14 protein-coding genes are annotated in these 12,839 nt (G+C 35.8%); 9 read left to right on the top strand and 5 right to left on the bottom strand.

Going from position 1 to position 12,839, the window contains the following annotated elements; all coding sequences use genetic code 11:
• Positions 1 to 15 precede the first annotated feature (15 nt).
• From Q0358_RS03575 to folD, 5 genes are read right to left on the bottom strand one after another with little or no spacing between them, the layout of a single operon-like run.
• Positions 16 to 354, bottom strand: a complete 339-nt coding sequence (locus Q0358_RS03575; RefSeq protein ID WP_006803200.1) for a hypothetical protein — start codon at positions 352 to 354, stop codon at positions 16 to 18.
• A gap of 9 nt (positions 355 to 363) precedes the next feature.
• Positions 364 to 789, bottom strand: a complete 426-nt coding sequence (gene rpiB / locus Q0358_RS03570; RefSeq protein WP_299547306.1) for a ribose 5-phosphate isomerase B — start codon at positions 787 to 789, stop codon at positions 364 to 366.
• A gap of 8 nt (positions 790 to 797) precedes the next feature.
• The gene (locus Q0358_RS03565) at positions 798 to 1,475 is read right to left on the bottom strand and encodes a site-2 protease family protein (RefSeq protein WP_299547303.1); all 678 of its coding nucleotides are present in this window, start codon (positions 1,473 to 1,475) and stop codon (positions 798 to 800) included.
• A complete protein-coding gene (lepB, locus tag Q0358_RS03560) occupies positions 1,476 to 2,291 on the bottom strand; it encodes a signal peptidase I (protein WP_299547300.1) in 816 nt (271 codons plus the stop codon).
• A 3-nt stretch (positions 2,292 to 2,294) separates the two neighbouring features.
• Positions 2,295 to 3,149, bottom strand: coding sequence for a bifunctional methylenetetrahydrofolate dehydrogenase/methenyltetrahydrofolate cyclohydrolase FolD (folD, locus tag Q0358_RS03555; protein ID WP_299547297.1), 855 nt, complete (start codon positions 3,147 to 3,149; stop codon positions 2,295 to 2,297).
• Between the two features lie 145 nt (positions 3,150 to 3,294).
• On the opposite strand from folD, the gene Q0358_RS03550 reads away from it, so the two are divergent.
• The 9 genes from Q0358_RS03550 to Q0358_RS03510 all read left to right on the top strand — a co-directional run.
• Positions 3,295 to 3,630 carry a cytochrome c gene (locus tag Q0358_RS03550; RefSeq protein ID WP_299547294.1) on the top strand — a complete coding sequence of 112 codons (336 nt, stop codon included), beginning with the start codon at positions 3,295 to 3,297 and terminating at the stop codon, positions 3,628 to 3,630.
• Between the two features lie 168 nt (positions 3,631 to 3,798).
• A complete protein-coding gene (locus Q0358_RS03545) occupies positions 3,799 to 5,367 on the top strand; it encodes a 4Fe-4S binding protein (RefSeq protein WP_299547291.1) in 1,569 nt (522 codons plus the stop codon).
• The gene (locus Q0358_RS03540) at positions 5,360 to 5,962 is read left to right on the top strand and encodes a molecular chaperone TorD family protein (protein ID WP_299547288.1); all 603 of its coding nucleotides are present in this window, start codon (positions 5,360 to 5,362) and stop codon (positions 5,960 to 5,962) included. The genes Q0358_RS03545 and Q0358_RS03540 overlap by 8 nt, the downstream gene beginning before the upstream one ends.
• Positions 5,963 to 6,031: 69 nt before the next feature.
• The gene (locus Q0358_RS03535; RefSeq protein ID WP_299547285.1) at positions 6,032 to 6,226 is read left to right on the top strand and encodes a twin-arginine translocation signal domain-containing protein; all 195 of its coding nucleotides are present in this window, start codon (positions 6,032 to 6,034) and stop codon (positions 6,224 to 6,226) included.
• Between the two features lie 18 nt (positions 6,227 to 6,244).
• Positions 6,245 to 9,082 (top strand): molybdopterin-dependent oxidoreductase, encoded by a 2,838-nt coding sequence (locus Q0358_RS03530; protein ID WP_299547282.1) that lies wholly within the window; start codon positions 6,245 to 6,247, stop codon positions 9,080 to 9,082.
• 10 nt (positions 9,083 to 9,092) lie between these two features.
• Positions 9,093 to 9,722, top strand: a complete 630-nt coding sequence (fdh3B, locus tag Q0358_RS03525) for a formate dehydrogenase FDH3 subunit beta (RefSeq protein WP_299547279.1) — start codon at positions 9,093 to 9,095, stop codon at positions 9,720 to 9,722.
• A gap of 10 nt (positions 9,723 to 9,732) precedes the next feature.
• Entirely contained in the window at positions 9,733 to 10,686 is a 954-nt protein-coding gene (locus tag Q0358_RS03520) for a formate dehydrogenase subunit gamma (RefSeq protein ID WP_299547276.1), read from the top strand.
• Positions 10,686 to 11,474, top strand: coding sequence for a formate dehydrogenase accessory sulfurtransferase FdhD (gene fdhD / locus Q0358_RS03515; RefSeq protein WP_299547273.1), 789 nt, complete (start codon positions 10,686 to 10,688; stop codon positions 11,472 to 11,474). Before Q0358_RS03520 ends, fdhD begins: the two co-directional genes overlap by 1 nt.
• Before the next feature lie 223 nt (positions 11,475 to 11,697).
• Positions 11,698 to 12,839, top strand: a 1,142-nt coding sequence (locus Q0358_RS03510) for a Cache 3/Cache 2 fusion domain-containing protein (protein WP_299547271.1), incomplete at its 3' end; no start/stop codon positions are given.

Below are 12,839 nucleotides of genomic sequence, written 5' to 3'. Positions count from 1 at the left end.
TTTAGATTCTAGCTTTTATAAGAGAGCTTCTATTTTTTGTTCTAAATCTTTAATTTTGCTTTTGTATTTTTCGCTTTCTACGCGGTATTGAGAGTTGCGCTGTTTTAGAGCTTTAACTTCATTGCGTAATGCAGTGATTTCATCGGTTAAAATATCAATATTTCCTAAGGCTCTTTGGAGTTGGAGTTGATGCTTGCGAATTAAAATCTCTGCTTCTTGTAAAGTGAGTTTCATTACAGCACTATTTTTTTCTTCCTTTTGGGCAATGCTTTTGTAAAAGAAAGTTTTGACAACCATAAACAAAACAAAAAGAATAAAGGCTGTTAGAAAAAGCCATTGCGTAAATTGTGCCATAAAGATTCCTTATTGTAATTTTCCTATGCGGCAAGCGTGGCGACCGCCTTCAAAAACTCCCTCGCAAAAGCTTTTTAAAATACTTTCTACCATTCCAATCCCAACAACGCGCGCACCAAGACATAGCACATTAGCATCATTATGTGTGCGACTCATTACTGCACTATAAGGTTCTGCACATAAAGCAGCACGAATGCCTTTATGGCGATTAGCAGCAATACTCATTCCAATTCCGCTTCCACAAATCAAAACCCCAAAACTTCCTTCATTTTCTAACACTTTTTCACATAAAGCATTTGCAAAATCCGGATAATCCACACGCTCTGCATCTATTGGTCCTAAATCAGTAACTTTATGTCCCATTTGTTCTAAAATCCCAAGAACAGAACCTTTTAGTGTGAAACCTGCGTGATCACTTGCAATAAAAAAACGCATAAATCCTCCTATAAAAGTAAGTTGATAATAAATTGCACTGGAATAAAGATGAAATTAGATAATGGTGTGCTTAGAATAATAATAAGCACCAACATTCCAGCCATTGGCGGAATTTTATTAAAAAGATTTGCAAACAAATTGTTTTTAAATATTAATCCAAAATATGCTAGCGCATTTGCACCATCTAAAGGGGGAATTGGAATTAAATTAAACACCGCTAACACAACATTGTAAATAAGTAGTTGCAAGAAAAAATATAATAATAAGATGATAAAATTTCCATTTTCTGACGCGCTAATTTCATTAAGGATTCCACTTTCTAATCCATAAATACAAAGGCTTGCAAAAATAGCTAATGCAAAATTATATGCCACTCCCGCTACTGAAACACTAAACGCCCCAAAGTATCCGCCATTATATACAACCCGATCAATCCGCACAGGCACAGGTTTTGCCCAACCAAATAAAAACGGAGCATTGATTAAAAATAAAGTTGCAGGGATTAAAATAGAGCCGATCAAGTCAATATGAATCACAGGGTTTAAGCTAAGGCGTCCTTCATCACGCGCAGTTGTATCTCCGAATTTTAATGCAGTGTATCCGTGCATAATCTCATGTCCAATAATCGCAACTAAAAGCGCAATTATCATTATGGGGATTTTATAAGTGAGTGGGATTTCAAACATTTATGATTCCAACTTTGCCTTTAATGCTTGCCTTTCTAGGCTCTCTACGCTTTTTCCGATACGCTCCCAGCGGATATTAAAAGAGTCATCCCAGCTAAAGTAAATAAACCAAGGTTTGCCAACAATAAACCTATAAGGCACAGCCCCCCAAAAGCGCGAGTCGCTAGAATTATTGCGATTATCTCCCATCATAAAATATTCATCTTCCTTTATAATAGCGTGAAACCCTAAAGTGCCATTTTCTAAACGCACAGGCTCCATTGCGATTTTCTCTCCATTATGAGAGAGAATTTTGAGTTGCTCAAAAGCACTTAGTTTTTCATCTGTGTATTGCACACCAGCGTGATGTTTTGCATAAGGCTCATAGTAAAAGGTTTTTCCGCCAAATGTTAGGGATTTTGCATTTGTATCTTTATAGTTGGAATCACTGCTAAAATATACCCATAAACCTTCTTTTGTATAAAGAACTTCATCATTGCTAATTGCGACATTGCGTTTAACAAAATGGATTTTTGGTGCATTAGGATCGCGAAAAATTACAATATCTCCGCGTTTTGGACGCTCTCCTTCAATGAGATGTCCATTTTTGTTGAAATCTGGTAAAACTTGAATTTCAAGCCAAGGGATTGTGGGGGTTGGGATTCCATAAGAAAACTTTTTAACAAAAAGATTATCCCCAATAAGTAGTGTGTTTAGCATACTTCCGCTTGGGATAACAAAAGCTTGTGCTAAAAAGAAAATAATGCCTAAAACAATAATAATCGTGCCAACCCAACTATTAATAAAAGCATAAAGTTTAAGAAGAATATTTTTCATTAACTAACCTTGTTTTGTGTTGCGAAATTTTGCTGCTTTTAGCGTATTTTGCAATAAAGAAGCAATTGTCATAGGTCCTACACCTCCAGGAACGGGCGTGATAAAACTACAACAAGAAGAAACATTAAGAAAATCCACATCTCCAACAATCCTACCATCATCTAGCTTACTAATGCCTATATCTACGATAATTGCGCCTTCTTTTACCATTTCTTTTGTGATGAGATTTGGCTTGCCCACAGCTACACATAAAATATCTGCCGCTTTGGTGTGTTTAATTAAATCTTGTGTGTAGATATGACAAAGAGTAATGGTTGCATTTTCGTTTAAAAAAAGCGCACCTAATGGCTTGCCAACAATATTGCTAGCACCAACTATAACGACATTTTTGCCTTGTAGTGGGATTTGATAGTGTTTTAAAAGAGTGATGACTCCCATTGGTGTTGCAGGGACAAAGCCATCAAGATTTGCAAAAACGCGCCCCATATTAAAAGGGTGGAATCCATCAACATCTTTATGTGGAGCAATGGCTTCTAAAACAGCAGTTGTGTCAATGTGTTTAGGCAAGGGGAGTTGCACTAAGATTCCATCAATATTTGGGTTTTGATTAAGCATTGCAATGGTTTGCAAGAGAGAATCTTGTTGGATATTTTCTGGCATTTCGTGTGTGATAGAGTAGATTCCAGTGCGCTTACAGGCTTTTGCTTTCATATTGACATAACTTTGTGAAGCAGGATCGTTGCCAACTAAAATCACTGCAAGACCGGGAGTAATCCCATTTTTATTAAGAGATTGAACTTCTTGTTGAATAGTGTTTTCAATGTCTTGTGCGAGTGCTTTTCCATCTAAAATTTGCATTGCAAAACCCTTAAAAACTAATTTTAAAGGAGTAATTATAGTAAAAGAAAGTTTTTGATACCTTTAAGTTTTGTTAGATTTTGTTAGAAGTGTGTTTAAAACGAAAATTTGTTATGATTTCGCAAAAATTTTAAGGAACCTTTAATTGCGTTTTGTGTTTGTTTTTGGATTTGTATTGATGGTTTTAAAAGCTGAGGAGAGTTTTATTACTCCATTAGAGTATGGAAAAATGCTCTATGAAAATCCGCGTGGGATTAGTTGTTTAGAGTGCCACGGACAATACGGAGAAGGCAATAAGGTTGCGAATTACACACATAAAAAGCAAGTTAAATCTATTCACGCTCCGCGTATTAATAATTTGGATTTTAATACTTTTAAAAAGGCATTGCAAAAAGGAAAGCGTGTGATGCCAAAATATTATTTAACTGCTGATGAAATTGAAGCAATTTACAAATATTTGCAAAGTTTTAAACAAAATTAATATGATATTTTGAATTTCAAAAATCCCTCAATTGATAGGAAGGAGATTTTACATCTATATAAAAATAAGTATAACCAAAAAGTTAAAAATTATTGACTTTTTTATTTTTAAGGGGGTAAAATTACTGCCAAAGATAATAGTTTATTATTAAAGTTATTGTGAGGCACAATGCAAGTTATGAATGCTCCTATTTCACACTCGTTACCCCTTGGTCATATTTTGTTAGACAAAAACGCACAAGAATACCATACAAAATTGACTTTATTAAATCGCGCTCAAGAAGTTTTAGATGATTTTATCCTAGATTCTAAAAATCATTGTCTTATTGGTTCAAAGCTTGCCATTGTGTATGCAAATGATGAAGAGAATGGCGAAATCCCACAATTTGTGCAAAAGTTTGCAGAGTTAGCACAAAATTTTTTTGAGGTTTCTTTGTTAGATATTGCGCTTTTGGAGAATTTTAGCGGAAGTTTTGGAAGCTTTAGTGCGCGTTTTAGCGGTGGTAATGTGGTAGAGTTTGCGCAAGCTGCAATGTTTGTGTATGAAGAGGAATTGTTGCGTTTTAAAGGTGTGTTTAGTGTTGCTGATTTTGAAAGTGCAGATGTACTTTTAGAAGTTTTGCGTAAGAATTTAGGGGAATATAGTTATAAAGATATCATTAGCTACAAAGAAGATTTGTGTCAGTATCATCATAGACGACAAAAGCACTGCGCAAAATGCACAGATGTGTGTCCTACCTTTGGTGTAGGAGCAAATGATTCTTTAATGGAACTTGCTTTTTCAATGGTGGATTGCGTGAGTTGTGGAGCTTGTGTTGGAGTGTGTCCTACAAATTGCTTAGAATATGAAGAGTTGCCAAAAGAGGGTTTAGAAGAAATTATAGAATTTTATAAGGGGCAAAAGATTTTTTTATGTGCTTTTAGTGATTATGAAAAACTTTGCACACAAAATGCGATTTTACCAGAAGCCCTAACGCCTATGGTGCTTCCAAACCTTTTAATGCTTAATGAGAATGATCTTCTTACAATGTTGCAAACAAGCGGTAATGGAATCCTTGTATATGGAGAGAGTTTAAGTTCACCTATGGAATTTTTAAATAATATTACTCAGCAAATTTACAAAAAAGATTCTGTTTTTTTAGTAAAAAATATGGAATCTGTTTTTGAGATTTCACAAAAATTGCCATCAATAGAATCGTATTTATATAAAAATCGCTATAACAAGCCTTTTAGAGAGTCTTTTGCGCAACGCTTGCAATATATGATAAAAGACAATGATTTTGGGCTTGCTGCAAGTGTAGTAAAAGAGAGTGGCGCACCAGTGTTTTATGGAGATATAAAGATTAATGCCGCTCAATGCACGCTTTGTTTGTCCTGTGTGGGGGCTTGCAATGTTAATGCGCTATTTGCAAGAAGTGATGATTTTTCTCTGCGTTTTAATGCTTCTTTATGCACGACCTGTGGATACTGCATCACTTCTTGCCCAGAAAATGTAATGGAGTTAAGCTGCGAAGGAATTGCCTTAAATGCTGGATATTTTAAAAGTAGAGAAGTTGCTAAGGACACTCCATTTTTATGTGTGGAGTGCGGCAAGGCTTTTTCAACACAAAAATCCATAGAAAAAGTAATGGGAATGCTAAGTCCTGCATTTAGTTCTGATTCTAAAAAGCTAAAAACAATTCAATGTTGCCCAGATTGTAAAGTTAAAGTAATGTTTGGAGGGGGAGAAAATGCTTGAGAATCTAAGTCCTAAAGAAGTGCAAGATCTCAAAAATGCGCGTTTGCTGTATTATGATTTCTTCTATGGATTATTTGTTTTTGAGCTTTTAGATGAGCGTGTGGAATTAGCCAAAAAACAATTAGAAATTTTGCAAAATGCTCCTTTGAACGAAAGGTCGGAAGCTAGTATTTTGCTCTTAAGACAAGAATTGCAAAATAATGGAATTCAAAATTTAAAAGAAGAGTTCTCCCGCCTTTTCGCCTTGCCTTTTGGAGGAAAACAAGTTGGAATGCATTTATCACATTATTATGAAAATTGCATTGGTGCAGAGTCGCTTCTTAAAATGCGTGCTTTATTAAAGAAAAGTGATGTGCGCGTGGAAACTAAGGAATTTAAAGAAAGTGAGGAGCATTTAGGATTTTTATTTGGATTTATGCGACATTTAATTGAGAGTGAAAATACAGAGTTTGCAGAAGAGGTTTTTGCTTTTATTAAAGATGCGTATAGTGGATTAATTTGTGAGATTAGAGACAGAGAAGATGCGCAATATTATCTTGCTCTAGCTGATATTCTAGAAGGATTTATGGAGTTTGAAAGAAATCTTTATGCGTAATCCCACTAGGGTTTTTTAAAGAAAAAGTCCTAGTGGGATTATCCCAAATCTCAACACAAAGGAGCCGATATGGAAAAAAGTAGGCGTGAGTTTTTAAAAACCACCGCTAAAAGTTCCGTCGCTGTTGCAGGTGTGAGTATTGCACTGGCAGGTTGCGGCAAAAAAGGCACAAGTGAGAATCTTGTCCGTGGAAAATCTCCAAAGACAGAGATTCTTTATCAAAAAAGCAAGCAATGGGAATTGTATTATTCTGTTGCAAAATAAAAGAAGTGAGGCAAAATTATGAGCGAAGCAATCAAAAGACGCCAAACTAGACGTGCGTTTTTGAAAATGACAGCTCTTGGAAGTCTAGCTGGTGCTAGCGTAGCTTTAGGTAATGATAGCCAAAAGACTATGCGTCAAGCAACTGCGCAAGAGCTAAAAGACAGGTATCCAAATTCTCAAAAAATCAAAACCATTTGTACGCATTGTTCAGTGGGTTGTGGAATTGTGGCAGAAGTTGTTGATGGTGTATGGGTGCGCCAAGAAGTTGCACAAGATCATCCAGTTTCTCAAGGAGGGCATTGCTGTAAAGGTGCTGACTTGATTGATAGAGCAAGAAGCGAAACAAGATTACGCTATCCTTTAGAGAAAAAAGATGGCAAGTGGGCGCGTTTAAAATATGATGAAGCAATGGATAAAATTGCAACGCAGCTTAAGCAAATCCGTGAGGAGAGCGGTCCTGATGCGGTTATGTTTTTAGGAAGTGCAAAATGTTCTAACGAGCAAAGTTACTATATTAGAAAATTTGCGGCATTTTTTGGAACAAATAATATAGATCATTGTGCTAGAGTTTGACACAGCCCAACAGTTGCCGGTGTGGCAAATACATTTGGGTATGGTGGTATGACAAACCATCTTGGCGATATGATGTTTTCTAAATATATCCTTGTTATTGGAGCTAATCCAGCTGTAAATCACCCAGTATCTATGGTGCATATTTTGCGCGCTAAAGAAAATGGAGCAAAACTTGTTTGTATTGATCCTCGTTTTACAAAAACTGCGGCAAAATGTGATGAATATCACAGAATTAGAAGTGGGACAGATATCGCGTTTGCTTATGGATTGCTAAATCATATTATTGAAAAAAAACTTTATGATGAGCAATTTTTAAAAGAGCGTGTGTATGGCTATGAAGAGATTATGGAAGAAGCTAAGAAGTTTCCACCCGAAGTTGCAGCTGATGTGTGTGGAATTTCAGCAGATATGATTCGCCATATTGCTGAAGAGATGGCAGCAGCAAAGCCGGCAAGTTTAATTTGGAATCAAGGTTTAACACAACACACAGTAGGGACAGGAAATACCAGAATTATGCCAATTTTACAAATGTTCTTAGGAAATATTGGTAAAAATGGTGGTGGTGTAAATATCTTACGCGGACATGATAATGTTCAGGGTGCTTCAGATATGAATAATTTAGCGGATTCTCTTCCGGGCTATTATGGACTAGGTGAGCCAGCTTGGAGGCATTTCTGTAAGCATTGGGGTGTGGATTATGAATGGATGCTTAGTCGTTTCAAAGATAAAGAAATGATGGGTAAAATTGGATTTGCACATTCTACCTGGAAATTTGGTGTTTTAGAGGAAGAAAATATTGAAAATAATGGTGGAACGAAGCTTAGAGCATTGATTGTAATCGGTTCTGGCATGACAACTGTTTCTTTGCTGGATTTGCAAAAAAAGGCAATGGATAAGCTTGATTTAGTTGTTTTTGTAGATCCTTATGTTAATGATTTAGCAATTTATAGCGATAGAACAGATAATCTCTTTATGCTTCCAGCGGCTTCACAAATGGAAACAGCAGGTTCAGTTGCTGCAACAAATCGAAGTTATCAATGGCGTAGTAAGGTGATGGAGCCATTATTTGAGTGTCGCCCAGATGAAGAGTTCTTATTTGGTTTAGCAGATCGTTTAGGATTCTTAGATAAGCTACAATGGAGATTGTATGATATTGCAAAATCCAAAGGTAGAGAAAAGTTTATTTGGCCAGATGATGCAACTACAGAATTAACACAAAGCATTAGAAGTATCGGCTTGCAAGGTATGAGTCCAGAGCGTTTAAAAGCACATCAAGAAAATTGGCATATGTTTGATAAAGTAACACTAAGAGGAACTGGTCCATTTAAAAACGACTATTATGGTTTGCCTTGGCCTTGCTGGAGTGATAAGCACCCAGGAACTCCTGTGATGTATAATGATAGTATTCCAGTTATGGAGGGCGGTATGGGATTCCGTGTAAATTGGGGAGTAACAAGCCCTGATGGTAAGTCTATGCTAACTTCTAGAACCTTGCCGGATTCTGTGCATCAAGGAGGACACGCAGCTGTAACAGCAGCAAACGCGGAGTCTTTAGGGATTAAGCTCACAGAAGCAGAAAAAGAAGCTGTTGCAGGTTCTACATTTGCGCTAGGAATTGGTAACAATATTCTAGTGGAGAAAGCACTAGAGGCTGGAATCTGTCCTTATGGAAATGGAAAAGCTAGAGCTAAAGTGTGGAATTGGTATGATCAAATCCCATTGCATAGAGAGCCTTTGCATTCTGTAAGAGGAGATTTGGTGGATAAGTATCCAAGTTTCCCTGATAAAAAGAATCTTTTTAGAGCAAATGTAAAATACAGAAGTCGTCAAAAAGAGTTAGGGGAGAATAAAAATTGGGTGGATGAATTCCCTGTTAATATGCTTAGTGGAAGACTTGTTGCGCATATGGGAACAGGTGCTGAAACAAGAAGTGCGAAGTATTTGGCTGAAGTTGAAGGTGAAATGTTTGTAGAAATTCACCCTGATAAAGCAGCGGAGCTTAATATTGTTAATGGCGATATGGTATGGATATATGGCACAATGGATACTAAAATTTTAGTGAAAGCAAAGCTTTCTACTAGAGTAGATTATAATAGTATTTGGTTGCCACAGAACTTCTCAGGTTTAGATCAAGGTAAATCAAGACTAGATCAATATCCAGAAGGCACAAAGCCTTATGTGATTGGTGAATCAGCAAATATGATTTCAAGTTATGGATTTGATTATAATTCTGCTTGTCCAGAGACAAAATGCGGTTTGTGCCGTATTGAAAAAGCACAATAGGAGATAGAAAATGAGTAATATAATTCCTACAAATCTTGAAGATTTTTCAAGAATTAAATTCTATTGTGATACTAATCGTTGTATTGAGTGCCACGGCTGTGATGTTGCTTGTAAAGAAGCACATCATTTACCAGTGGGTGTAAATCGTCGTAGAGTTGTTGTGTTAAATGAAGGACAAGTTGGCAAAGAGAGTGCTGTTTCTGTGGCTTGTATGCATTGTGCGGATGCACCTTGTGCGCAAGTTTGCCCAGTAGATTGCTTCTATATTCGAGCAGATGGGGTTGTATTGCACGATAAAAAAACTTGCATTGGTTGTGGGTATTGTTTATATGCGTGTCCATTTGGTGCACCACAATTCCCAAAAAATGGTGTTTTTGAAAGTCGTGGAGCAATGGATAAATGCACATTTTGTGCCGGTGGTCCTGAAGAAACAAATAGCGAAGAAGAATATATGCTATATGGGCAAAATAGAATCGCAGAAGGTAAAGTGCCTATGTGTGCAAGTATGTGTTCTACAAAAGCACTTTTGGCAGGAAGTAGTGAAGAAGTTTCTAATATTATCACGCATCGTGCAACAATGCGCGGAGAAAATATTCCAAATGCCGTTCCAAATGTGTGGAAGACAGCGTATGGAAACTAAGGGGGATTCTATGAGAAATTTATTGAAATTCTTTAGAATCTTTATGTTTGCTGCCTTTGCAAGCACTCTTGCATTTGCAGCAAACCCTAGTGTCCCACAAGAAGGTGGCAAGCAGTATGCTGAAGTAATTTCAGGCAATAACGCACTCTTTAGCAAAGATGATCTTGCTAATCCTTATTTATATGGTGGTCCAGAAGTTGAAGCTATTAAAAGTTGGGGTTTAAATGTCCCAGATGCTAGTGGTTTTGGAGAATTATTTACAATCTTGCAAGGACATTATTTTGCAACAATTTTTGCAATTTTAATCGTGCTTGTTCCTTTAGCGTTTTTAGGACATTTTGTAATTGTAGGTCAAAAGAAGTTTTCACACGGAAAAAAGATTCGTGTGTTCTCTAACTATAATATTTTTGTGCATTGGGCAGCTGCGATTCCATTTGTATTAATTTGTCTAACAGGGCTTGTAATGGTCTTTGGGGATCAATTAGGAGGTGGAGCATTTGTGCGTTTTGCGCGCGATACGCACGGAATCGCAACGATTTTATTTGTGATTTTTGGCGTGCTAATGTTCTTGATGTGGGTTAAAGATGCTCTTCCAAAGGCTTATGATATTCAATGGCTAATGATTTTAGGCGGATATTTAAGTAAAGAGAAAAAGCCAGTCCCTGCTGGGAAATTCAACGCTGGACAGAAAATGTGGTTTTGGGTTTGCACCATTGGCGGATTTGTAATGGCAATTTCTGGTGCATATATGTTCTTTCAGTTTGCAGATATTGAAACATTGCGTTTAATGGCATTGGTGCATAATATTTTAGGATTCCTTATTATTGCATTGCTAATTACGCATATTTATATGGCTGTTTTTGCAATTGAGGGTGCATTGCATTCTATTATAGATGGAAATATGGGTGAAGAAGAGATTGCGATTTTGCATAGCTATTATTATAAAGAGCTAACAAACGCATAATGGAATCTTTTTTTAAAACATTACAAATTGAAAAAATCTCCCCTTCTGGTTTTTTAGAAGGGGGGAATGTTGAAGATTGTGTTGTTTCAGAAGAGCGTATTGCATTTTATCTGAATGGTAAAAAGCTGCTTTCAGTTATGAGTATCCCAAGAGAGCAAGACTTTCATTTTGTTGGGTTTTTGATAAGTGAAGGCGTGATTAGCGATGTTGAGCAAATTCAGCATTTAGAAATTGCAAAAGATGGTAAAAGTGTGTGGATGGAGGCTGGGATTCACACAGAAAATTTGCAGAATCTTTTTAGAGAAAAAACGCTCACTTCAGGTTGTTGTGTGGGTGTGGCTGGAAATTTAGAAGGACATATTGTAGAGAGATTTGTAGAATCTGATTTTAAATTTAGTTCAAAAATGCTTTTTGAGCATTTAAGGGCGTTTGAGATTCCAAGTATTTTGTTTAGTAAAACAGGCTGTGTGCATAAAGCAATGCTAGTTTTGGGAGATAAAACACTAATTAGTGAAGATATAGGACGACATAATGCTATTGACAAAGTAATGGGAAAAGCGCGTATGCAAGGACTTAATACCAAAGATTGCGTGTTGTATGTAAGTGGGAGATTGTCGCTTGAAATGGTTATTAAAGCAGTTATGCATAATATTCCTATTGTAATTTCAAAAGCAGCTACTACACTAATGGGGGTTAAAGCCGCACAAGAGACAGGGGTTACTCTTGTTGGGTTTGCTAGAGGTGAAGTGGCAAATATTTATACGCATAGTGGCAGAATCCAAGTATAAATTAAAATATTTCATAATGTATTGATTTTTGTGCTATTTCAGCTATAATTCTTTCCAGCTTAATTTTAATTGATACATTAATATTAAAATTCTAATTTAAGAGGGTAATTTATGTTGAATTCAAAAAATACTACTACATCATTTGGTTGGCGAAGTTTTTCTTTAGGCAAAAAATTCGCAAGTCTTCAAATTTTACTTTCTGTTGTTTTGTTGGGTGTTTTTTTTGACAATTTTTCATTTTATTATGAATGATTTTACAGATACACAACTCAATAGAAGAATTGCACAAAATAATAAAATTGTTAATAATTTTTTATTGGAAAAAGTTGCTGATGATACAAGCAGTTTATCAAATATTTTAAAAGCAGATTTGTCTATGCATTTTGGAGAGATTAAGCCGCAGAGTTTTGCGATACAAGGACAAACTTCGCTTTTTAAAGAGGGTGGAGTTATATCTGTGCCAAATCTTGTGTTAAATGGCACAGAAATGGCAAATAATTTTTTAGCAATTGATGAATTTGCAGCTCTTACAAATGCGGAAGCTACAATTTTTGTTAAGACAAATAATGAAGATTTTATCAGGGTTTCTACTTCTTTAAAAAATGAAGAAGGAGAGAGATTAATAGGAACAAAGATTGATGCAACACATCCTGCACATCGTAAAGTTTTAAAAAATGAAAGCTTTTATGGTAGAGTAGAGTTGTTTGAGAAGGATTATGTATCTGTGTATGAGCCGATTGTTAATGCTAACAATGAAGTTATTGGAATCTTATTTGTAGCTTATAGACTTGATCGTGTGTATAATCTTATTCGCTCTAGTATGGATGGAATTAAGGTTGGAGAAAATGGTTCTATTGTGATTTTGGATAAAAAATATAATAAGTTTGTTTTAGGATATGAAGGACAGATTAATAATTTTGACTTTTATGCTAATTTAAAAGAATCTGGGATTGTGGAGTTTAGCCATAATGGAGGTATTTATCGCTCTTACTATAATTACAATCAACCTTTGGATATTTATGTTATTACACAATCTTTTAAAGAAGATTTTACAAAAGCAAATAGTAGTTTAGAAAAACTTTCTATTGCGGCAATCGTTGTTCTTTTAGCAAGTATGATTATCCTTTCTTTGGTTGCGATTAAAGGAATTGTTATTAAGCAACTTGATAATGTTTCAAAAATGATTTTTGAGTTTTTGGCGTATATTGATCACACTAGAAAAGACGCTCCAAAAATAAAGGAAGTTGTTGGAAATGATGAAGTTGCTAAGCTTTCAAGGGCAATTAATGAAGCAATTATTGGAATCCAAAAAGGCTTAAAACAAGATTCTTTAGCAATTGCACAATCCGCACAAACAGCTAAAGC

Origin of the sequence: uncultured Helicobacter sp. (genome assembly GCF_937893305.1) — a bacterium.
Lineage (GTDB): Bacteria > Campylobacterota > Campylobacteria > Campylobacterales > Helicobacteraceae > Helicobacter_D.
The sequence above is the reverse complement of the archived record's forward strand: the minus strand, read 5'-3'. Positions and strand labels throughout refer to the sequence as shown.

What these genes read in the sequence shown, in the direction of transcription:
- Q0358_RS03575 (WP_006803200.1), bottom strand. Translation starts at nt 354, where the DNA reads ATGGCACAATTTACGCAATGGCTTTTTCTAACAGCCTTTATTCTTTTT.
- rpiB (WP_299547306.1), bottom strand. Translation starts at nt 789, where the DNA reads ATGCGTTTTTTTATTGCAAGTGATCACGCAGGTTTCACACTAAAAGGT.
- Q0358_RS03565 (WP_299547303.1), bottom strand. Translation starts at nt 1,475, where the DNA reads ATGTTTGAAATCCCACTCACTTATAAAATCCCCATAATGATAATTGCG.
- lepB (WP_299547300.1), bottom strand. Translation starts at nt 2,291, where the DNA reads ATGAAAAATATTCTTCTTAAACTTTATGCTTTTATTAATAGTTGGGTT.
- folD (WP_299547297.1), bottom strand. Translation starts at nt 3,149, where the DNA reads ATGCAAATTTTAGATGGAAAAGCACTCGCACAAGACATTGAAAACACT.
- Q0358_RS03545 (WP_299547291.1), top strand. Translation starts at nt 3,799, where the DNA reads ATGCAAGTTATGAATGCTCCTATTTCACACTCGTTACCCCTTGGTCAT.
- Q0358_RS03540 (WP_299547288.1), top strand. Translation starts at nt 5,360, where the DNA reads ATGCTTGAGAATCTAAGTCCTAAAGAAGTGCAAGATCTCAAAAATGCG.
- Q0358_RS03535 (WP_299547285.1), top strand. Translation starts at nt 6,032, where the DNA reads ATGGAAAAAAGTAGGCGTGAGTTTTTAAAAACCACCGCTAAAAGTTCC.
- fdh3B (WP_299547279.1), top strand. Translation starts at nt 9,093, where the DNA reads ATGAGTAATATAATTCCTACAAATCTTGAAGATTTTTCAAGAATTAAA.
- Q0358_RS03520 (WP_299547276.1), top strand. Translation starts at nt 9,733, where the DNA reads ATGAGAAATTTATTGAAATTCTTTAGAATCTTTATGTTTGCTGCCTTT.
- fdhD (WP_299547273.1), top strand. Translation starts at nt 10,686, where the DNA reads ATGGAATCTTTTTTTAAAACATTACAAATTGAAAAAATCTCCCCTTCT.